The following is a 20,637-nucleotide window of genomic DNA, read 5'->3' as shown; positions in this document are numbered from 1 at the left end:
TGGCTCAAACGTGGGTGTTAAACGTTCAGCTTTTAGAATAGAAGCCTGAAAGCCAGTGATAACAGGGATGATAGAAAATATTAAGAAGCTCTCAAATGACCTTTAGAGGGCTGGGATTCCGAAGGCAATGCAGGGCTCCTGCAAGCTGGGGATGTGCAGTGGATGACGGCCGGAGCTGGAGTTGTCCATTCTGAAATGCCTGAGAATGAGTTTGCGCGTACTGGAGGTCGTTTGCATGGTATTCAGTTGTGGGTCAACTTGCCCCAACGTGACAAGATGATTCCACCCCGGTATCAGGAGATCCCAGCCTCTCAAATTCCTGTGGGGCGCACCAAAGATGGTTCCGTTACCGTGCGCGTAATCGCAGGTGAGTCTTTAGGCGCAAAAGCGGTCATTGAAACGCGCACGCCTATTATTTACCTGCATGTAACGCTCCAACCGGGAGCAAAGCTCGTTCAGCCTGTACCCCGCGATTACAATGCTTTCGCTTATGTTCTGGAAGGTTCTGGCCTGTTTGGTGCCGACCAGGAACGGGGAGAGGATGGACAGATGGTAATGTTTGCACCTGATGGCGATGAAGTGGCGATCGCCAACCCTCCCGAAGTTCAACAACCACTGGACTTACTGCTGATTGCAGGCGTACCCCTCAACGAACCCGTGGTACGTTACGGCCCCTTTGTCATGAACACCGAAGCTGAAATCCTCCAAGCTATTCGCGACTATCAATCTGGAAAAATGGGACGAATTTATGCCTAACACCCTGCAAAACCGGATCAACCAACATCAACTTCTGAGCGAGTTACGCATTAAACTGCTGCATCTTCACAAACAACTCCTGGATACCGAGCGCATCACCTACGAACAAGTACGCGGGCAAGTTTCTCCACGGGAGCTACTCCATCTCGCCATCAACCATGATCAATTCGCCTGGCTCCATCGGCTATCCGAACTGATTGTGCAAATGGATGATCTACTTCATGCCGACGAACCTGTGACAGCAGAAGCGATCGCCGACCTCATCGGTGATGTTCGTACCCTCCTCACCCCCGACACCCTGGGTAGTGACTTTGCTGTGAAGTACGATGCTGCCCTTCAACGTAACCCCGATGTTGTGTTAGCGCACGCGGATGTTGCAAACTTGTTGTAGCGATCGCCAGCTTGACTAAGAATACTGAGGGGTTGAAGACCCTTTAGTATTCTTATACCTTGCACCAAAACCCCTATTTTTTGGTCACTTTGTGACCGAAAATAGGGGTTTTGTGCAAGAGGTAGGTATTTCTATCTGGAAAGTGGGGTTGGCTTTGGATACCCTGCTTGGGGACGCGTCGCTCCCCAAACCCCTAGACTGGGGGAACGGGGCGCCGTCCCCCAGTCCCCCTTACGCTAAAGGGTTGTCGGTGGGAGGTGAATGTGGCGCTTCGCATCGGTGGGTTAGGATCAGGTTTACACAGAATTTTTGCCATGCATCGGTAACGTTACCCGAAATGTAGTTCCCTTGCCAAGTTGACTTGCTACATCAATCTGTCCACCCTGCAAATCCACAAATCGCTTCACAATATTCAATCCCAAACCTGTTCCCGCAATATTACTCACATTGCGCCCTCGATGAAATGGTTCAAATAAATAGGGCAAATCTTCTGGCGGAATACCAATGCCCTGATCCACAATACAAAAGGTCACCTGATCCTTCTGCTTGAGCAGTTTGAACTGAATACAACCTGGTGCAGGAGTGTAACGCAAAGCATTCGCAAGAATATTAGTCAGAATCGAGCGAAGCAACCGTGGATCAAGTGTGATGAGCAATCGTTTGAAGCGACACTTAAACTGAATTCGCTTGTCCTGATCATCATAAGCATTCTCTGTTTCACCTAGCAGAATTTCCGCAACCAGTTCCTGACAAAACGGAATTAAATCAAATTGATTGGGTTGAACTTCAATCCCTTTCGTTTCAATTCGGCCAATCATTAAAATGGCATCAATCATCTGAGTCATGCGCTCAACATTATTCTGGATGCCTGCCAGATAGGTTTCTTTTTGGTCATCTGTGAGCTGCATGTTATATCGTTCAAGTGATGATGCTGATAGAGAAATGTTGTTCAACGGATTGCGGAATTCGTGGCAAATCATTGTGATCACACGCGATCGCAACTCACTCAACTCCTTCAACTGCTCATTCGCCTGCTGTAGCTCAAGGGTGCGATCGCACACCCGCTGTTCCAATTCCTCGTTTGTACGCTGCAAAACAGCCTCAGCCCATTTGCGCTGGGTAATATCGCGAAACGCGACCACTGCTCCCACCAGCTTTCCCTGCTCATCCCGCATCGGCGTACTGATATATTCAACCGGAAAGCTCGTACCATCCTTGTGCCAAAACACCTCCTCTGCGACCCGATGGACAATTCCATCTTGAAACGCCGCATAAATCGGACATTCTTCCTGGGGATAAGGCGAACAATCCGGACGGGAATGATGCAAGATTTGGTGCATTGACTTACCAATTAACTCCTGCGGTTCCCACCCCACCATTTGAGCCCCAGCCGGATTCACAAATGTTGCATTTCCCTGCAAATCAACCCCGTATACCCCCTCCCCAATGGCATTGAGAATAAGCTGCTGCTGCCGACGTAGAGTCGCGATCGCAGGCCTGGTTGAAATCATCTGCTCGGTCTGCGTTAATCGAGTGTAGGCCAGTAAAAATTGCTGGCTATCGCAGAGATACACTCCTATTGAAGTTGAAATGACAATGGGTTCTGAAGCCATATTGGCATCTCGCATCAGCAGTTGCTCGATCGCCTCCTGTAAGGGCAATCGCTCATCCATCTGCATATAATCCCTGGCAATCTGCCACCAGTGAAATTGTTGCGGCAGGGATTGCTCCAGTACGCTTCGCCAGATAGAGCGGTGCGATCGCCACTCCATAACCCGTTGCCGCGATACCATGGCCAGGGCTACTCCGGTTGTCTCCCCATGAACTAGCACACCAGCTGCATCGTGCTGAGCCCGAAAATGACGGGTTAAATCTCGATAGGTTGCCTGGCTTGAAACCGCATAGGTTTTTAGAGGAAGCTGCGGGACAAGGTCATGAATCGTCAAGGAAACCTCTGCAAGAAGTGCATCATTGGCCGGTAGAACAGATGAGAAAGGCAACGAATCTGAAAGGTTGGCTAACTTTTGAGGTGAAGAACGCATACCATCGCCAATAAGTTCTACCAAAGAAGAGATTGAGTCATGAGTACCGTTGGTGTGAACGCGAGAACCATGGGTAAACCCGACAGACGCTGTAAGCTCAAATTACAATACTCTGGACAGTTTTTCTAAAACCTTTGATTTTGCGTGCGCGAAGCGCACGCAAAATCAAAGGTTTTAGAAAAACTGTCCGCACTAATGAAATTACAACTCGAGACGAATCTTGAAAAATATGTAGTCTCCTACACCACAGACATACTCTAAAAAAATTATCAAGGATAAGGGCTCAGTTAAAACCCGGCCTATTCCTGTCAATAAGTACTCTTAGTCTTGGATAGGTTCTATATCTTAGGTAACAAGGTTGGGCGATCGCCTTCATCCTAAAAATCTTAGTTTTCCAGCATCCATTTGTCCAGCAAACCAACAGCCGCGATGAAAACCATTTTGGTTATTGAAGATGAAGCACAACCCCGCGAGATTTTCTCGCGATGCTTACACTTTGAGGGCTTTCACGTTTTGACGGCAGAAAGTGGCACTGTAGGAGTCGAGTTGGCTCAGAAATATATTCCCGATTTGATCGTGTGCGACATCATGATGCCGGATCTGGATGGCTATCAGGTGTTGTCAACGCTGCATCAAAAACCAGCAACAGCCGCCATTCCCTTCATCTTCTTGACGGCGAAAGTAACGATGGCAGACTTGCGACAGGGTATGGAACTGGGAGCCGATGATTACCTGACCAAACCCTGTACGGTGGAGCAATTGCTGGCGGCCATTAATACCCGCTTAGCTCGCCAGGAAATGCTAAAACGCTGGTCAGCAAACAATCCTCAGACGAATGAAGAATTATCAAAAACGACGTCGAGCCCACCCTCCATATTTCCCAGTAACCCCAAACTCGATCCCGTTTTTCGCTTTATCGAAGCTCATTACACCCAACCCATTAGCCTCACAGACGTAGCTCAGGCAGCAGGCTACTCCCCAGCATACCTGACTCACCTGGTTCAAACGCAAACAGGCCGCACTGTCAAACGGTGGATTATTGAGCGGCGCATGGTCCAAGCTCGATTACTCCTGACAAGCACTGCTCAAACCGTCAATCACGTTGCAGAGGCCGTAGGCTATGCCGATGTCAGCTACTTCGTACGCCAATTTCGGCAGTTCCATAATGCATCTCCTCAAGCCTGGCGAATAGCGACAGAAGTTCAGGTTGCAATGTCGTAAACGCTTTATTCTCCGCTTTAAGGCTTGCTAATACGCTGGTGTTCTTGTGTCAGTAATGTAGCATGCTACATTACTGACACAAGAACACCAGCACTTGAATTATCTCTGATGAATTATGCGGATTATGCGGATTGCATCATGGGTAAGTGTCAACCGTACCCATCTCACTGCTTTTAAGGCTACTAATGGTAAATAAATATTCTGTATCAAAATACTCAATTTGACAAATTTTGTATTTCTAGAACATAGTAAATTTCTTTATAGCTATATGAAACAAGATGCTTTTTAAAAGCATCAAAAGAAAGTCCTACTCTTGCCAAAGAAGTTTCAATGTCTTTTCTAAAAAGTCTTGATAAGTTGTTTGCATGAATTTCGAGTTGTGCGAATTACACAGTCTGTATTTCAAGGAGATTAGTCATGCCTGCAATCGAAATTCCCGAAATCACGAAGAAATTACTTGCCGCCAAGGAAGCAACGGGTGTTACCTTTGCCGAATTGGAAAAGAAATTAGGTCGCGATGAAGTGTGGATCGCAGCAGTGTTCTACCGGCAGGCTAGCGCATCCATGGAAGAAGCTACCCAAATTCTAGAAGCTTTAGGCTTGAGTGCCGATTTAGCTTCTGAATTAATGGAATATCCTGCGAAAGGCTTAGGACCATTGGTCCCAACCGATCCGTTGATCTATCGCTTCTATGAAATCATGCAAGTGTATGGAATGCCTTTAAAAGATGTTATTCATGAAAAATTTGGCGATGGCATTATGAGTGCAATTGATTTCACATTAGATGTGGAAAAAGTAGAAGATCCCAAGGGCGATCGCGTCAAAGTCACTATGAACGGCAAATTCCTTCCCTATAAAAAGTGGTAAGACACTTAAGGACATGAATAGTTGTACACATTATCAACACAACTATTCATGCCATTTCACGTTCTTCTCAAGCATTGAGAAATTTCAGAATGAAGCGATCGTCAATTTAACGTAAACGCCAAATTAGCCTTATTGGCCGGGCATACTATATTAGTATTCTACTAATTCGCCCCTTAAACAAATACCACCAAACATAAGGGCTGATTTGAAGAATAATCCCGCTTGTTTCGTCATTATTTCTTCTCCAGATCGCAAGCAGAAAGTCTAGCTATGGAAAGTAAACCTCCCTTCCCTCCCTTTACCCTGGAAACAGCCAAAGCCAAAGTTCAGGCTGCCGAGGATGCCTGGAATACTCGCGATCCCGATCGCGTCGCTCTAGCCTACACTGAAGACTCTGAATGGCGAAACCGCGCCGAATTTGTTACCGGACGAGATGCTATCCGCGAGTTTCTCAAGCGCAAGTGGGCCAAAGAACTCGACTATCGTCTGAAGAAAGAACTGTGGTGCTTCATGGATAACCGCATCGCGGTGCGTTTTGAATACGAATGGCATGATGACTCGGGGTTCTGGTATCGTTCCTACGGCAACGAAAACTGGGAGTTTGCTGAAAACGGTCTCATGATGCGTCGCTTCGCTAGCATTAACGATGTTCCCATTAAAGAATCCGATCGCAAATTTCTTTGGGAAAGATAGCGGTGGGTGTGAAATTTAAAGACGTTCAACAATTTGAAACACGGTTCAACGATTGAGATTTCTGCTTGCTCCAACATGAATCTATTGAGCTTAGTAATCGGTTGTGCCTCAAAGAAGTGTGGGATAAATTGCGAGCTTATGAATTTTGAGATGTCCACAGAAGGAACATTGCATCGCTAAGATACCCTTGACACGATCAACCGATTTAAGTTTTAAGATTTCAAGATTTGTTCCCAGTTATGTTCTGTGTTGTCATTAGCTGGGAACAAACACTCAATCCTCAGTTCTTGCAAGGTAATGTCATAGGGAGTGCCGAGAGTAGCGATCGTTGAGAAAAACTCTAATTCTAGATCCCCTCGTTTGAGATGAACGGTTAACAGCATAGTATTTTGAGTTGTTCGAGCGGAAGGATGCCAAACCTCAGCAATGCCGGGATAACTCATCAACTCATTCAGTAATGCTTTGGATTGTTCGCTTTCACCCTCAGCGCTTCCTTCGGAGTTGCGCTTTGTGCTAATCGCTTCTCGGTGCAAGCGTTGTAGTAAATGACCTGAAAGATCGTCCCGGGGCGTACCATTGCATCAGCGAGCCACTTCTGTTGGGGAACGAATGCGGCAACTTGAACAGAACACAAATCTGATCACTCCACACATTAAACACGTTTGAAATCAAGCGCTAGATGCACCAATAGATGTTGAAGTAACCTGGATATATGGCGATCTCCATCCCTGCAATGTGTTGGTTGAAAAGGGCGTGATCACAGGCATATTGATTGGGGAGATATCACAGCAGGAGATTGTGCAACAGACTTGGCGGCAATCTGGATGCTCTTTGCTGATGCAAAAGTGCGTCAACAGATTACTGTAGAATACAGTGCTTCTGAAGCAACTCTGCAACGTGCTAAAGGATGGGCAGTATTCTTTGGTGCCATCCTACTGGATACGGGATTAGTTGGTAACCCACGGTATGCTGCGATCGGAGATAAGATATTGCGGCGTATTGCTTCTTTGTAAATGGAGCGATCGCCCCTGTCACAAGCAGAACACATTGCCATAGTTCTAACTGCTATTGGGTTATTGAGCGACAAATTGCTTCCCACAAGCGCTACAGAGATAGCACTGCTCACCCCGACAATTACCATTTCTCGGATTGATAGTATTGCTTTATTGACTACGCTTCAAGTGATTTTCTCCCCAATTACAAAGTACTTGCAGCACAGGTTTGAGCGTCAGACCATACTCTGTAAATGAGTATTCTACTTTAGGTGGCACTCCTGAATAGACATTGCGATTCACAATTTCATCTTTTTCTAGCTCTCTCAATTGTTGAATCAACATCTTTTCTGTGATTTCTGGCATCAATCGTTTGAGTTCACTAAATCGCTTTTTCTCATCTTTGAGATGCCACAGGATCAAAATTTTCCATTTTCCACCTAACACTTTTAGGGTGGTTTGTACAAACACAGTGCCTTGGGTGGGTGCATTGGTCATCTAGGCTACTTTCCGATTTCTTAAGGGAGCTTACAAAAAAGTAAGTACTTCCGAAAAAGTTAGTAGGAGTATACCCTGGTCATGGTCGTTGGTCATGGGTCTTGCTTGCTCAGGATGGCAAATCACCAATGACAAATAACATCCCCATGAGGATAAGACACAATGCAAGTTCAAGGTGCGATCGCATTAGTGACCGGTGCAAACGGTGGCATTGGGCAATACTACATCCAAGGCTTACAAGCGGCTGGAGCCAGTCGAATTTATGCAGGGGCACGCAATCCAGATAGCTTGAAGGACATTGTTGCAACAGACCCCGATCGCATCATTCCCATTCCCCTCGATATTACGGATGAAGCTTCGGTTGAGACCGCAGCTAAGACGTACTTGGATGTGAATCTTCTCATCAATAATGCCGGAGTGGGGTTCAATCAGCGGTTAGTTGCGGATATTAACTTTGACAAGGTACGATCGGAGATTGAGGTCAACTACCTCGGTACATTGCGAATGTGTTTGGCGTTCGCTCCAATTTTGAGAGCTAACGGGGGTGGGGCGATCGTCAATATGCTCACCATCCTGGCAAAGATTAATTTTCCGTTGAATGCGTCTTACTGTGCATCTAAAGCAGCAGCTCTACTGGCAACACAGGGGCTTCGAGCTGAGCTTGCCTCACAAAAAACATTGGTGGTTGGGGTGATGCCCGGAACAGTAGACACCGGGATGAGCAAGGATTTTCCACCGCCCAAAGTCGTGCCTGAAGAGGTCGTGCGGGCAGCACTTCAGGCAGTTATTGATGAGGTTGAGGATGTTTATCCTGGTGAACAAGCACAGGAGATGCAGGCTCAGTTACTTCAAAACCCGAAAGCTGTTGAAAAATGGATGGCAGGCATTTTAGCAAGTTAATCCATTTATGCCCCTCAAAGCAAACACTCTTCTTGTCAAAGCAACGCTGCTTTTGAGTAGTAGCCTCACAGTCATGGCAGGAGCGACGATCGCCCTTGCTACATTGCTTAGTGCGGCCAGTGCCATCGCTTACAAACAAATCAAGGCGAGATTGTCATTCATAGGCATTTACGCGATCGCATTTCTGGCAATGGCGGTTGGCTACCTCGTCATTAGCATTTCGCCTACCTACGCAATGGTTTTAGTGGGATTAGCCATTGCTGGAGCGGGGCTAGGCTTACTGATGCCCAATATCAATGTTTGCTTAACCTCAGTAGCTCCTGCAAGTTTCAGAGGTCGAGTGTTGGGCGGATTAACGACAGCATTTTTTCTCGGTCAGTTTGTTTCGCCCATTCTCAGCCAACCTTTGAGCAGCGTTGTTGGTTTAGATGTGACCTATCGATTGGCAGGTGGATTGATGGCTGCAATGGGAGCGATCGCACTGGGATTCGGTTGGCGTTGGCAGTAAACTTATTCTTGCAGGATATCTCTCAACTTTGCGACCATTTCTGTACGGGCAGAAACCTCTAGCTTCCGAAACATCCGCTTCAACGCCTGTTTCACCGAATTCTGAGTAATCCAAAGTTCTGCCCCAATCTCAGCATTGGTTAACCCTTTAGCAACCAGCTTGGCAATTTGAACTTCGCGTGGCGTAAGACGGTGGGATAAGCTTGAAGGGGGTAAGGATGGTTTTCGTAGCCCAGCAAGACAGGTAGAGAGATGGGTGCAAACAGCTCCCAAGTTTGCCAACTCGTGAAGATTAAAGGCAGGTGTATGCCCTACACGAGCAAAGTGAACTGTACCAATCAACTGACCATTTCCCACGATTGGTCCTGTCATGATGTGCTCATGGTCATACTCAGCACAACATCGCTGATATAGTTCACTTTGCTTCCACATCCCTATTGGTAACACTAACTCCTCGTGGGCTGGAGCGTGATTCTCCAGAACGTACTGCAATACTGGATCAACGGTTCTGCCAATTTGCTCATATCGCTCTACAAAAGCGTCAGAAACCCCAACGACATCAAAACTGGCTAGATGCTTCTCATCGTCTAGAAGGTAAATGCCCCATCGTTGCACCCCAAAATAGTCGCTAACGCCATCCATAAATTGATGGCGCAACGCCGCCTCGGTAGAGGCTGTGGCGATCGCTTGAAACAAAGGGTGTAGAGAACGCGCCATTGTTGTACTGAAAGTGTACCCACTTGAGGACTATCTAAGCCGAGAAGCTCTCCCTACAATGTTTCACAATCAAGACACCTTAGGCAACTGTGGAATCATGAATCAGCTACAAATCGGCTTTTTGATCTATCCCGGAGTCATTCAGCTGGATGTGATGGGTGCTTATCAAGTTCTGGCATTTCCACCCAATACGCAGGTGCATCTCATTTGGAAAACATTGGCTTCTGTGGTCAGCAATGAAGGGTTGATTCTGACTCCAACGACGACTCTAGCGGAGTGTCCACCGTTAGACGTGATTTGTGTTCCTGGGGGTGGCATTGGGCAAGTCGAGGTGATGCAAGATGCTGAAATCTTAAACTTTTTGAGGCAACAAAGCATCACAGCCCAATATGTTACGAGCGTCTGTACAGGCTCACTGATTTTAGCGGCGGCGGGTCTACTGCAAGGTTACCAAGCTACGTGTCATTGGGCATTTCGAGAACAACTGGCGATGCTCGGCGTTGAGGTTGTCCCGCAACGAGTGGTGATCGATCGCAACCGAATCACAGGGGCAGGAGTCACTTCAGGGATTGATTTTGGCTTGACCTTATTGGGGTTACTGTGCGGAGAGCAAGTTGCAAAGATGACTCAACTCATGATGGAATACCACCCTGAACCACCTTCTAACGCGGGTACTCCGGAGACAGCAGGTGAGGAGGTTGTGCGATCGCTCATACAGCTTGGTAAACCGCTTCTGGATACGTTCTTGGTTCAGACACAGAAGGTTGCTGCTCATCTAAACACGGAAAACAAATTGAATCGTTGAAATCTATTGGCGATTAACAGATTACTCCTCTGGAAAAGGTTCTAGAGCTTTGAACGCGATCACATTCGCATCATCGTTATTAACTCCCAAAGATTTGAGAATTAACTTTGTCACTTGTTCTGGATAGTTGGGTTCGCTATGTCCTTATAGCATTGAGCGCTCGGCCTGAAACAACGAGCTTTTTCTGCGGTGTTCCGGATTCACAGCAATTGCGTAACAGATGAACGGTCAACAGGTTTTTTAGCGATTCCGCAAAAAGATTTCCGCCCAGTCCCTCATTCAACAGTTCACCTTTGAATCAGTGAGTAACTTGTGTAATAGTGGGGTCGGGAAAAATCACCCGATGCGTCAGTCTTGTCTCAGAAGGCAAATTGTTTTCTACCGCCGTCTGCTTCAAATAATCCGGATCAAGGTAAAGGGTGACGTACTCACTCGCCTTCTCCCGATGATGCCATACAAACTCGCGATCGCTATACAAAAACGCACTCCCCGCAGGCAAAGCAGTGGTTTGTTTTCTGCCATCAACAGACCATGTAACGCGATCGTGCGGGATAAATGCCACACTAATCGCGTGTTTGGGCATGGCAAACTCAAAATCTCCCACGCTCTCGAGCAGACCATATTCAACCGTAATGTCCTGCCACTCCTTCTTGAGGAAAAGGGAAGGTTGATCCGTCATCTGGCACCACTTCAGAAAACGTTACTGCCCCTATCCTATCGAAATACGTTTCATTTGCTGATAACTCTAATGCTTTTAACTCAATTTGGATACCTCTAAGGGAGGAGGAGCACTGAATTGGAAAAAAAAGTGGGGTATGCCTTTGCTATTTGTTCAGGTCGCTCTCAAGGCTGACCAGAAGAACATTTTGGCCGTGAAAGAATATGGAGAAGGGGAGATGTTTTCTTTAAAGACACTCGCTAAATTAACTAGCATTAACGTTCTTTAACGTTATTTGCTGTTGCCAGGGGTTTTCTGTTTTACTGAATGCCTTCTCATTAGTAAACTGTATGGTCTGATGATACTCCATGTTCTTGATGCTCTTTCAGATGGTATTGCAATCTGCGATCGCACCTGGCGTTTAAAGTTTGTCAATCAGCGAGAAGCTAACATCATTGGTCGTCTGCCTGAGGAGCTTTTGGATCAAGTTCTGTGGGACGTCTACCCAGAAGCGAAAAACTCAGCTTGTTTTCATGAATTAAATCGGGTTTTAACAGAGCAAGTAGCGGTTCGTTTTCAGTCTTTTTATATGTCCTCGGGGTATTTAGAAGTACGAGCATATCCTATCCCCGAAGGTATTCTCATACTGCACCAGGACATTACTCCTTGGAAGCAGAAGGAAACCGAATTGCAGCAAACTTGTAATGTGCTATCCCAGCAAATTGCAGAACAAGTGGTTCAACTTGAGCACACTCGCACAGAACTAGAGAAACAAGCTCTGCAACGACAGCAGGCAGAAGAAGCCCTACAAGCGACAAACGAAGCCTTTGCTTTCCTACTAGAAAGTATTACCGATGGATTTTATGCCGTTGATACTCAATGGAAGTTCACTTATATTAATCGTCGGGCTGAACAATTATTACAGAAGCATGCCAGTGAATTGCTCGGTCGAGGAATTTGGGATGTTTATCCGTCTCTAATAGATTCAGAATTCTATCAAAGCTGTTACGAGGCTGTTCATCAGGCTACCTCTTTGCAGGTAGAAACTGTGTTTCCTGGCTTAGATCGTTGGTTTGAAGTTACCCTCTATCCCTCCAATCGGGGGTTGTCCATCTTTTTTCAGGACATCACCGCTCGCAAACATATGGAGCAGGAGCGGAGCAAGCTATTGCAACAGGCGCAAGCGTCTCGTAGCCAGGCTGAATTCGCCCATCAGCGTTGTCTATTTCTTGCCCGTGCTAGCCAAGTCCTGGCCAGTTCTCTCAATTACGAGACAACGCTGACGAATGTAGTACAGCTGACAGTTCCCCTCCTGGCAGACTTCTGCCTTCTTCACAAATATGAGGATGACGGTAACCTGCATCCTATCGTTGCCTGCCACAGTAATGAGTATAAGCAATCCCTAATTAATGGCCTGGAACCTGGCCTGGTTTCTTCTAGAAATTGCAGCACTGCCATGAAACAGGTGTTGCAAACTGGAGAACCCTTGTTAATCTCCGACCTTTCGGACCTGGAGTTATTGGCGCATGATGCTCAAACTTTAAACATTTATCATCAACTTGCACCACAATCGCTGATGATCGTGCCCCTCATTGCACGAGGGCAAAAATTTGGTACCCTGACGCTGGCAATGGCCGAGTCAGACCGCCAATACGATATGCTCGACCTGGCCGTGGCAGGGGATTTAGCGCAGCGGGCCGCGATCGCCATCGATAATGCACATTTGTATCAGCAGGCCCAGGAGGCCAGTCGACTCAAGGACGAGTTCCTGATGACCCTCTCCCACGAACTGCGATCGCCTCTCCACGCAATTACTGGATGGGCGCAGATGCTTCACCATCGCCAACTGAGTCAAAGAACAACGGAACAAGCCCTGGAGGTGATTGAGCAGAAGGCAGGAAAACTGACCCAACTCGTGTATGACCTGTTGAGCCTTTCCCGAATTGTGACTGGCCAATTGCAATTGCGGCCCGGTTTGGTCAAATTGGACGACATCGTTCAAGAAACCCTCCAATCCCTAAACCTTGCAGCAGCCGTTAAAAGGGTTGAGTTGGTCAGTGATATTGATGAAGAATTGGCTCCAATTCAAGGAGACGGACGTTATTTGCGTCAGGTGATCTGGAATCTTGTATCTAACGCTATTAAGTTCACGCCACCCAAAGGTCATATAGAAATTAGTCTACGCCCCGTGGAACAAGCTCTACAGTTGACAGTGCGCGACACGGGCAAAGGCATTTCTCCAGATATTTTACCGTATATTTTTGATCCCTTCCGACAAGCGGATAGTTCCAAAACGCGCTCCTATGAAGGGTTGGGTGTGGGGTTGTCATTAACGCAGCATCTCATCGAATTGCATGGAGGAACAATTCAGGCATGGAGTGAAGGAAACGGCAAAGGAGCTACATTTGTGGTCAACTTGCCTGTTATAAGCCATCTCGCCATTCCTGAGGCTTCTGTAACGACCATTGCCAATTCAATCCATGAGCCGCTGCTAGCCGAAGAATCTCCTATTCTGGAGGGTCTTCGCGTTCTACTGCTGGATGACGAGCTCCAACAGGATGATCTCTTTATGCAACTGGAGCAGGATGGAGCTGAGGTGATGGGTGTCGCTTCGGCAGCTGATGGGATACAGATTTTAGAACCCTTTAATCCTCATGTTCTCGTGGTTCATTTACGACAAACGATTGGGCCTGGGGAAGTGAAGCTGCTGGCTAAGACCAAAGTTTTTGCCGCTGAGCGGGGTAACTGTTTGCCCGCGATCGCCCTTACCGCTTGTAGCAGCAAACAACGGGCGCAGGCATTAGCGTTAGGTTTTCAAGCGTGTCTTTCACGGCAGAGCCCAGCAGAGGATCTGGCCATGATGGTTGGAGCGATCGCGAGACAAAGCCAAGATATGTAGGTGCAAGGAGCAAGTGATCCATGACTAAGGAAGAGTTATTACAACGATATGCCGCTGGAGAACGAGAGTTTGAGGCGGTTAACCTGGCAAGGGTTGATCTATCAGGCGCAGATTTGGCAGGAATTAATTTGAGCCGTGCAAACTTGGCAGATGCCAACCTGAGCCGTACCAATCTTACCCAGGCCAACCTGCGGGAGGCCAATTTGGCGCGAGCTAATTTTACGGAAGCAAATCTCGAACGTGCCGTCCTACTGAAATCAAACCTGACGGAAGGACAACTGAGTGCAGCGAGACTAACAGGTGCCATCTTGCTAGAAGCTAACGTATGTCATGCCTTCTTGTTTGAGGCTAATTTAGACGGGGCTAACCTGACGGACGCTTTTCTGCTTGGTGCCACCATGCCTGATGGTTCTCAGTGCAACTCAATAGCCTAGTAGGCTGCGGCCTAAGTTCACAACCTATGTTTTGTGTGGGGTGCGAAGCACCCCACACAAAACATAGGTGATGGATTTCCGCCTCAGCGTATTAGGGTTTTAAAAGTCATTTTTTAGGAGAGGGGCTAAGCCGCCCCCCTTCTTAAAAGGAATGGCAGGTGATTCCATATCTTGCACCAAACTCAGAACCGTTGTTTTTTAGTCGTGAAGCGACGAAAAAACAACGGTTCTAAGTTTGGGTTTTAGAATACGAGATGTGAGTAGAGTACTTTTTTCTGGGTAGAGAAAGCCGATATCTCTCCTTAGGTAGTCGTTGTAGGTCTGCCTAAAGTCATAAATTATCCCTTATCTCTATTTTTTCCCTCTAAAGCAATCAAGTCTCTTCACTAGATTGCGCCCCTTAATATGGCTCAAAACAACCGTTTCGTCTCCCTGGCGAACCTCCTATCGCTCCTCATTTATGGAACAGGGCTGCTTGGCTTATCACAACTGATCGCTTCTGGGTGCTCCTCATCAGATTGGCTAATTGTCTTAAGTAGTGGAGTCGGCGCGATCGGATTGTTTGGCCTGGTGACAACAATACTGCTTCTACGTCGCATAAGCGCTGCTCCTACACCACCTGCTGTGCTTAATGAAAAGGTACAGTCCCTGAGCCATCAGCTTTTGTCTGTGAACCAGCAACTCCAGGACAGTGAGGCGCGATTTCGCACCTCCATTGAGACGATGCTGGATTGCTTTGGAATTTACACTGCCATCCGGGATGAGCAGGGGCAGATCCTGGATTTTCGAGTCCAGTTTGTGAACCAGTCGGCCTGCTTGAATCATCAAATGACGCTTGAGGAGCAAGTGGGAAAAGGGCTATGTGAACTGCTACCCGTCCATCGAGGCAGCGGCCTATTTGACGAGTATTGTCGGGTTGTTGAGACTGGGCAGCCACTCGTGAAAAATGCTCTGTTTTATGAGGATCAGGATGGAGAATGCCGTTTAGCCCGAGCCTTTGACATTCGAGTTGCAAAACTGGGAGATGGTTTTGTCGCGACTTGGCGGGATGTGAGCGCTCGCCAGCAGATTGAGGAGGAATTGCGCCACAGTGAGGCTCGTCTGCGCTCCATTCTAGAAAATATGCCCGTTATGCTTGATGCCTTTGATGACGCTGGCACTATCATTGCCTGGAATCAGGAATGTGAGCGTATCACTGGATATACCGCAGCAGAGGTCATTGGCAATGTTGGCATTATGGAGCAACTTTATCCGAATTCTCAATATTGTCAGCAGCAAACTGCCCAATGGAATCAACGCGGAGATGACTACCGTAACTGGGAGTGGGATCTGACCTGTAAGGATGGCAGTACTCGGACAATTGCCTGGTCGAATATTGCAGCCGCATGTTCTGTACCCGGATGGGCAACCTGGGGTGTTGGGGTGGATGTGACAGAACGCAAACAAACTGAGCAGGCTTTGACTCAAGCCAATGAGCGGTTTCGTTTAGCCATGGCAGCCATTAATGCGGCAGTGTATGACTGGGATCTGGAACACGACCGGGTAGACCGCAGTGAGGGGATGAGTCATTTGTTTGGCTTCTCGGAAGAGGCGATCGGTGCAGAAAGCGCGTGGTGGATGCAGCTTATTCATCCAGAAGACGTCGAGGCTACCAGACACAAATTGCAGCAGGCTCTCCAGCAGGACGAACGTTATAGCCTCGAGTATCGAGTTTGCAATCAGCAGGGCGAGTATATCGATGTGCATGATCAGGGACTGATCCTACGGGATGCAACGGGACGAGTGGTGCGGGTCGTGGGTAGCACGACCGACATTCGTGAACGGAAACAGGCAGAAGCGGCTCTGAGGCAAAGTGAGGCAACAGCACGAGCCAGGGCAGCAGAGCTAGAAGCCTTTATGGAAGCAGTTCCAGCGGGTGTTTGGATTGCTCATGATCCTCAGTGTCATCATGTCACGCCAAACCGAGCTGCTTATGAAATGATGCGGCGATCGCCCGATTCCGTGATGACAGCGACTCCATCCGATGGTGAATATCCTTTCCAGTTCAAAATTCAACAGGCTGGCCAGGACGTTGGTCCGAATGACTTGCCAATGCAATTAGCAGGACGTACGGGACAATTAGTTTCAGGGGAATTTGAGTTTGTTTTTGAAGACGGTGATGTCTGTTCCCTCTATGGCAAAGCTGTTCCTGTCAGATATGAATCCGGAGAAATTCGTGGCGTAATTGGTGCATTTCTGGACATCACATCCCGCAAGCAGGCAGAAGCTGCGCTTCAACAGAGTGAGGAACGGCTACAACTGGCCTTGAGAGGCGCAAAACAAGGCATTTGGGATTGGAATTTACAAACACAACAGTTAACCTGGGACGACCGCTGTAAAGAAATTTTTGGCTTTCCATCCGATTTTCCCATTACGTATGAAGGGCATATCCATGCCCTTCATCCAGACGACCGTGAGCGCGTTATTGCGGCCACACTGGATGCGTTACGTAACAGCGGTGAATTTGAGCAAGAGTATCGCACCTTTTGGCCAGATGGCACCATGCGATGGATATTGGCACGGGGGCAATGCTTCTGTAACGCCGCAAAAGAACCGTATCGGATGTCAGGAACAGTAGCAGATATTACTCAACTGAAACGGAGCGAAGCGATCCGGAAACAAGCGGAAGCATCTCTGCAGGAAAGCCAGGAACGTCTGGAACTCGCCCTTGATGCGGCTCGTATTGGTTGCTGGGATTGGGATTTACGCACCAATGCAGTTATTTGGACGCCCTACCATGAAATGATTTTGGGATATGAACCGGGAACCCCACAACGAACTTATCAGGAGTGGTGCGAGCGGGTACACCCCGAGGATTTATCGGCTGCTAAGCTCACGCTTCGTCAAGCAATGGAGGAAAAGCGGGACTATTCGGATGAATATCGGGTGATCTGGCCCGATGGAAGTGTGCATTGGGTATCGTCCTATGGTCGTTTTCATTACGGCAGTAATGGGCAACCCAAGCGTATGTTAGGAATCCTGTTTGATATTAGCGATCGCAAACAAACGGAAGCGGCTCTACAAGAGAGCGAATTTATGTTCCGTACCCTGGTAGACACGATGCCCCAACTCTTCTGGGTAATTCGGCCAGATGGGTATCACGACTATTGCAATCAGCGTTGGTACGACTACACTGGATTGTCGTTAGAACAGGCCCATGGCACTGGGGTGCATCAAATGATGCATCCAGATGATGTTCCCAATACCATCAAAGCTTTTGAAGATGCTTTGGCAACAGGTACGCTATTTGCCACCGAGCATCGTCTACGTCGAGCAAGCGATGGGGAGTATCGCTGGCATTTATCCCAGGCTCTGCCGCTTTGCGATCAGAGTGGCCAGATGGTGAAATGGTTTGGGTCTTCGACTGATATTCATGATCAAAAATTATTAATCGAAGAACGAGCCCGAGCCCTCGACCGTGAGCGGGCAGCCCGTATGGAACTGGAACGGGTTAGCCAGATGAAGGACGAATTTTTGGCGGTGGTTTCGCACGAGTTGCGATCGCCCCTCAGTGCAATTCTGGGATGGTCTCGCCTGCTCCGTACCCGTGCCTTTGACCCCCAGAAAACAGAGCAGGCACTGGCTTCCATTGAGCGAAATGCTCAAGCGCAAACTCAGTTAATTGAAGACTTACTCGACATCTCCCGTATCATTCGTGGAAAGATTCGGCTGGATCTCCGTCCAACGAATTTGATCCCCTGTATTCAGGCAGCGATGGATACCATTCGTCCGGCTGCCGCAAACAAATCCATTACCCTCGCATTTCACTCGACCCGCGATCTGGTCATTGTTTCTGGTGATCCTGATCGATTACAACAAGTGGCCTGGAATCTGCTTTCGAATGCTGTCAAATTCACCCCTGCTGGCGGTCAAATTGATGTACGTGTTGGTCTTGCTCATCAGACGATTCAGATTCAAATCGCTGACTCGGGTAAGGGAATTTCTCCAGACTTTTTGCCGTATGTCTTTGAACGGTTCCGGCAAGAGGATGCAACCACGACGCGTACCCAGGGTGGGCTGGGATTAGGATTGGCGATCGTGCGAAATTTAGTCGAATTACATGGCGGCAGCATTTACGTTGATAGTGCTGGAGAAGGGCAAGGGGCAACTTTCACGGTTCAATTACCCCTTCTAGCCTCTATTCAGGATCAGCCAACGAGTTACCAGGGGCTGTATCGTCAAACGATCATTGATGCACCGTTTGATCTATCTAATATCCGAGTGCTGGTCGTCGATGACGAAGTGGATACGCGCGAGTTTTTACAGGCGGCTTTGGAGCAATATGGCGCAGGGGTTACGAGTGCAGCGTCTGCTACTGAAGCCTGGGAGTTACTGCAAACTTATAAACCTGACGTATTGCTCAGTGATGTGGGAATGCCCGATGAAGATGGGCTAACGCTCATTCGTCGTATTCGATCGCTCCCTCCAGGCTGTGGTGGGCAAATTCCTGCGGCTGCATTGACTGCCTATGCTAGAGAAGGCGATCGCCTACAAGCATTAGCGGCCGGCTTTCAAATGCATATTCCGAAACCTATCGAACCCATTCAACTACTAACTGTCATCATGAGGCTACTTGAGGATCAGAAGGAGTTGAAACGGTGGCAAAAAGGTTAAAGGCCGTAAGCGGCATATCGTCGTCGATTCTCAAGGATTGGTGATTGGACTGTTGGTGAGAGGCTAACACCTCAGAGCGATTGGGAGCCGTCCTTGTTTTAGATCAGGCCAAAGAGAAACTCTCCAAGTTATATCATGTCGTGTTAAATGCACACAACAAAAAGCAAGGTGACGCAAAGCGTCACCTTGCTTTTTGTTGTGTGCATTTAACCTTACTTGTTATTAGAAGTGCTCTGGGTGGATCAAGGGTATTCAGGGAAGAACTTTGCCAAGGCTGTACAGCAAGTGTGTGGAGAGGGGGTGTGAGTGGAGGTAATTGAGCGAACAGACAAGACCTTTGAGTGTTTACCGAAACGGTGATTGTGGAACGTACCTTTGGTTGGCTTAATCGCTTTCGACGCTTGAGTAAGGACTATGAAGCTCTATATTTAATGCATTTTTCTTGTGTGTGATGTGCTTCGCACACCACACACAAGAAAAATGCGTAACTCTTGAGTTGAAAGATTTTCTCTAAGACTTTGCAGTGGCTCTTTCCAGTCTTTATAAGCCATAACCTTTGTGTATGAGAAGTATCGCAGCACAAAGTACCGCAATACTAAAGTTGGGTGTGGTGTGCAAAGCACACCACACCCAACAAGCCTTGAGATGTTTTTTGTGTGCAAAGCGCACGAAAAACACCCGTAGAGCATCGATATTAAGTAAGTTTGCTCAGGAATTCGTCGAGGACGGTGGCAAAGTGGTCGGGCTTCTCCAGGGGAGCTACATGGCCGCAATCGGGAATGATGCTGAGGTAACCTTGGGGAATGTGTTTGACCGCTTCTTCGGCCTGAGTTCTGGGATAAATCAAGTCCTGCTCACCCCAAACTAGAAGCGTTGGCATTTGGAGCTGGGGCAGAGATTCCAGCATGACCGTTCGTTGGTTCGTAGGAGTAAGTTGGGCACGGAGGGCGGATAGGGTTGCTTCCAGGAAGCCAAAGTTTTGGGCTAATTGTTGCTGCTCGGCGTACCACTCCCTGGGAATTTGGTCGGGATGGGCAAATTGTAAAGCGGCACGGGAGCGCGATCGCATCACAGCTCCCACCGGAGTTTGGCAGCCAGCCACAGCAACCTCCCCGAATAACGGCAGGGTTAGTGATGAAAGGAATGGACTGACCTCTTCTCCTAGTCCTGTGCTATCCACCAGAATCAAACCTGCCACTTGCTCAGGACGGGCCAGGGCAATGTTTAGGGCAATCAATCCACCCAGAGAGTTGCCACCGATGACAACGCGATCCAGGGCGATCGCATCCAAAAAGTCTTTGGCAAACTGCGTGAAAAGCTCAATGCTATAGTCTCGAATTGGTTTTAAACCATAACCCGTGCCGGGTAAATCGGGGGCATAAACACGATACCTCTCGCCCAGTTTTGGCAGCACCCAGGACCAATCCAGAGCGCTCTCACCGGTTCCATGGAACAGTACCAGAGGCAACCCATCCTGGCCAGTCTGGAAGAAACGGGTTGGGATGCCATTTAAGTTGATGTGGTGTTCTTGAACGGTCATGGTTGGTTACGGCAGTGGGAGTGACATTATTTCTACAAGACAGGGTATTGAATACCTGAATGGG

The 20,637-nt window shown here is 48.0% G+C and carries 17 protein-coding genes and 2 pseudogenes; 13 read left to right on the top strand and 6 right to left on the bottom strand.

What is annotated here, in order from left to right; translation table 11 throughout:
- Window positions 1-114: 114 nt before the first annotated feature.
- Window positions 115-756, top strand: a pseudogene (locus NDI52_RS24995) (pirin-like C-terminal cupin domain-containing protein); the annotation flags it as partial.
- A complete protein-coding gene (locus tag NDI52_RS24990; protein WP_190774931.1) occupies window positions 749-1,147 on the top strand; it encodes a hypothetical protein in 399 nt (132 codons plus the stop codon). The pseudogene NDI52_RS24995 and the gene NDI52_RS24990, both read left to right, overlap by 8 nt.
- A 296-nt stretch (window positions 1,148-1,443) precedes the next feature.
- On the opposite strand, the gene NDI52_RS24985 is transcribed toward NDI52_RS24990, so the two are convergent.
- Window positions 1,444-3,189, bottom strand: coding sequence for an ATP-binding protein (locus NDI52_RS24985; protein ID WP_242035563.1), 1,746 nt, complete (start codon window positions 3,187-3,189; stop codon window positions 1,444-1,446).
- Between the two features lie 429 nt (window positions 3,190-3,618).
- Here NDI52_RS24985 and NDI52_RS24980 point away from each other — a divergent pair, with 429 nt between their 5' ends.
- From NDI52_RS24980 to NDI52_RS24970, 3 genes are all read left to right on the top strand, one after another.
- A complete protein-coding gene (locus NDI52_RS24980; RefSeq protein WP_190774930.1) occupies window positions 3,619-4,410 on the top strand; it encodes a response regulator in 792 nt (263 codons plus the stop codon).
- Between the two features lie 417 nt (window positions 4,411-4,827).
- The gene (gene cynS / locus NDI52_RS24975) at window positions 4,828-5,277 is read left to right on the top strand and encodes a cyanase (RefSeq protein ID WP_190774929.1); all 450 of its coding nucleotides are present in this window, start codon (window positions 4,828-4,830) and stop codon (window positions 5,275-5,277) included.
- Window positions 5,278-5,547: 270 nt separating this feature from the next.
- Entirely contained in the window at window positions 5,548-5,970 is a 423-nt protein-coding gene (locus NDI52_RS24970) for a nuclear transport factor 2 family protein (RefSeq protein WP_190774928.1), read from the top strand.
- Window positions 5,971-6,182: 212 nt separating this feature from the next.
- On the opposite strand, the gene NDI52_RS24965 is transcribed toward NDI52_RS24970, so the two are convergent.
- The gene (locus tag NDI52_RS24965) at window positions 6,183-6,503 is read right to left on the bottom strand and encodes a hypothetical protein (protein ID WP_190774927.1); all 321 of its coding nucleotides are present in this window, start codon (window positions 6,501-6,503) and stop codon (window positions 6,183-6,185) included.
- A gap of 276 nt (window positions 6,504-6,779) precedes the next feature.
- Here NDI52_RS24965 and NDI52_RS24960 point away from each other — a divergent pair, with 276 nt between their 5' ends.
- Window positions 6,780-6,983 (top strand): hypothetical protein, encoded by a 204-nt coding sequence (locus NDI52_RS24960; protein WP_190774926.1) that lies wholly within the window; start codon window positions 6,780-6,782, stop codon window positions 6,981-6,983.
- 150 nt (window positions 6,984-7,133) lie between these two features.
- Here the strand turns inward: NDI52_RS24960 and NDI52_RS24955 are convergent, their stop codons facing one another.
- Window positions 7,134-7,460 (bottom strand): winged helix-turn-helix transcriptional regulator, encoded by a 327-nt coding sequence (locus tag NDI52_RS24955; protein ID WP_190774925.1) that lies wholly within the window; start codon window positions 7,458-7,460, stop codon window positions 7,134-7,136.
- Between the two features lie 162 nt (window positions 7,461-7,622).
- Between NDI52_RS24955 and NDI52_RS24950 the strand changes: the two genes are divergently transcribed.
- Together NDI52_RS24950 and NDI52_RS24945 are read left to right on the top strand one after the other, a co-directional pair.
- The gene (locus NDI52_RS24950; RefSeq protein ID WP_190774924.1) at window positions 7,623-8,360 is read left to right on the top strand and encodes an SDR family oxidoreductase; all 738 of its coding nucleotides are present in this window, start codon (window positions 7,623-7,625) and stop codon (window positions 8,358-8,360) included.
- Between the two features lie 7 nt (window positions 8,361-8,367).
- Entirely contained in the window at window positions 8,368-8,868 is a 501-nt protein-coding gene (locus NDI52_RS24945) for an MFS transporter (RefSeq protein ID WP_190774923.1), read from the top strand.
- A 2-nt stretch (window positions 8,869-8,870) separates the two neighbouring features.
- On the opposite strand, the gene NDI52_RS24940 is transcribed toward NDI52_RS24945, so the two are convergent.
- Window positions 8,871-9,584: a LuxR C-terminal-related transcriptional regulator gene (locus tag NDI52_RS24940; RefSeq protein ID WP_190774922.1), complete on the bottom strand. Its 714-nt coding sequence runs from the start codon at window positions 9,582-9,584 to the stop codon at window positions 8,871-8,873.
- Window positions 9,585-9,681: 97 nt separating this feature from the next.
- Between NDI52_RS24940 and NDI52_RS24935 the strand changes: the two genes are divergently transcribed.
- Window positions 9,682-10,389: a DJ-1/PfpI family protein gene (locus tag NDI52_RS24935; protein WP_190774921.1), complete on the top strand. Its 708-nt coding sequence runs from the start codon at window positions 9,682-9,684 to the stop codon at window positions 10,387-10,389.
- 298 nt (window positions 10,390-10,687) lie between these two features.
- Here the strand turns inward: NDI52_RS24935 and NDI52_RS24930 are convergent, their stop codons facing one another.
- Complete coding sequence (locus tag NDI52_RS24930; RefSeq protein WP_190774920.1) at window positions 10,688-11,068, bottom strand: hypothetical protein; 381 nt, start codon at window positions 11,066-11,068, stop codon at window positions 10,688-10,690.
- 337 nt (window positions 11,069-11,405) lie between these two features.
- On the opposite strand from NDI52_RS24930, the gene NDI52_RS24925 reads away from it, so the two are divergent.
- From NDI52_RS24925 to NDI52_RS24910, 4 genes and pseudogenes are all read left to right on the top strand, one after another.
- Window positions 11,406-13,946 carry an ATP-binding protein gene (locus tag NDI52_RS24925; protein WP_190769907.1) on the top strand — a complete coding sequence of 847 codons (2,541 nt, stop codon included), beginning with the start codon at window positions 11,406-11,408 and terminating at the stop codon, window positions 13,944-13,946.
- Between the two features lie 20 nt (window positions 13,947-13,966).
- Window positions 13,967-14,380 (top strand): pentapeptide repeat-containing protein, encoded by a 414-nt coding sequence (locus NDI52_RS24920; protein WP_190769908.1) that lies wholly within the window; start codon window positions 13,967-13,969, stop codon window positions 14,378-14,380.
- Window positions 14,381-14,785: 405 nt separating this feature from the next.
- On the top strand, window positions 14,786-19,033 hold the full coding sequence (locus NDI52_RS24915) for a PAS domain-containing protein (protein WP_190789174.1): 4,248 nt from the start codon (window positions 14,786-14,788) through the stop codon (window positions 19,031-19,033).
- Window positions 19,014-19,485 (top strand): annotated as a pseudogene (locus NDI52_RS24910) (transposase); the annotation flags it as partial. The gene NDI52_RS24915 and the pseudogene NDI52_RS24910, both read left to right, overlap by 20 nt.
- Window positions 19,486-19,727: 242 nt before the next feature.
- On the opposite strand, the gene NDI52_RS24905 reads toward NDI52_RS24910, so the two are convergent.
- Window positions 19,728-20,573, bottom strand: a complete 846-nt coding sequence (locus NDI52_RS24905) for an alpha/beta hydrolase (protein ID WP_190769910.1) — start codon at window positions 20,571-20,573, stop codon at window positions 19,728-19,730.
- Between the last annotated feature and the right edge of the window lie 64 nt (window positions 20,574-20,637).

Origin of the sequence: Leptolyngbya sp. PL-A3, assembly GCF_039962325.1 — a bacterium.
Taxonomy (GTDB): Bacteria; Cyanobacteriota; Cyanobacteriia; order Elainellales; family Elainellaceae; genus Vacuolonema.
Note: the sequence above shows the minus strand (reverse complement) of the source record. Positions and strands in the feature narration are given on the sequence as shown.

Excerpts from the sequence above, each read along its gene's own strand:
- NDI52_RS24990 (WP_190774931.1), top strand. The coding sequence starts at position 749 with ATGCCTAACACCCTGCAAAACCGGATCAACCAACATCAACTTCTGAGC.
- NDI52_RS24985 (WP_242035563.1), bottom strand. The coding sequence starts at position 3,189 with ATGCGTTCTTCACCTCAAAAGTTAGCCAACCTTTCAGATTCGTTGCCT.
- NDI52_RS24980 (WP_190774930.1), top strand. The coding sequence starts at position 3,619 with ATGAAAACCATTTTGGTTATTGAAGATGAAGCACAACCCCGCGAGATT.
- cynS (WP_190774929.1), top strand. The coding sequence starts at position 4,828 with ATGCCTGCAATCGAAATTCCCGAAATCACGAAGAAATTACTTGCCGCC.
- NDI52_RS24970 (WP_190774928.1), top strand. The coding sequence starts at position 5,548 with ATGGAAAGTAAACCTCCCTTCCCTCCCTTTACCCTGGAAACAGCCAAA.
- NDI52_RS24955 (WP_190774925.1), bottom strand. The coding sequence starts at position 7,460 with ATGACCAATGCACCCACCCAAGGCACTGTGTTTGTACAAACCACCCTA.
- NDI52_RS24950 (WP_190774924.1), top strand. The coding sequence starts at position 7,623 with ATGCAAGTTCAAGGTGCGATCGCATTAGTGACCGGTGCAAACGGTGGC.
- NDI52_RS24945 (WP_190774923.1), top strand. The coding sequence starts at position 8,368 with ATGCCCCTCAAAGCAAACACTCTTCTTGTCAAAGCAACGCTGCTTTTG.
- NDI52_RS24940 (WP_190774922.1), bottom strand. The coding sequence starts at position 9,584 with ATGGCGCGTTCTCTACACCCTTTGTTTCAAGCGATCGCCACAGCCTCT.
- NDI52_RS24935 (WP_190774921.1), top strand. The coding sequence starts at position 9,682 with ATGAATCAGCTACAAATCGGCTTTTTGATCTATCCCGGAGTCATTCAG.
- NDI52_RS24930 (WP_190774920.1), bottom strand. The coding sequence starts at position 11,068 with ATGACGGATCAACCTTCCCTTTTCCTCAAGAAGGAGTGGCAGGACATT.
- NDI52_RS24925 (WP_190769907.1), top strand. The coding sequence starts at position 11,406 with ATGATACTCCATGTTCTTGATGCTCTTTCAGATGGTATTGCAATCTGC.
- NDI52_RS24920 (WP_190769908.1), top strand. The coding sequence starts at position 13,967 with ATGACTAAGGAAGAGTTATTACAACGATATGCCGCTGGAGAACGAGAG.
- NDI52_RS24915 (WP_190789174.1), top strand. The coding sequence starts at position 14,786 with ATGGCTCAAAACAACCGTTTCGTCTCCCTGGCGAACCTCCTATCGCTC.
- NDI52_RS24905 (WP_190769910.1), bottom strand. The coding sequence starts at position 20,573 with ATGACCGTTCAAGAACACCACATCAACTTAAATGGCATCCCAACCCGT.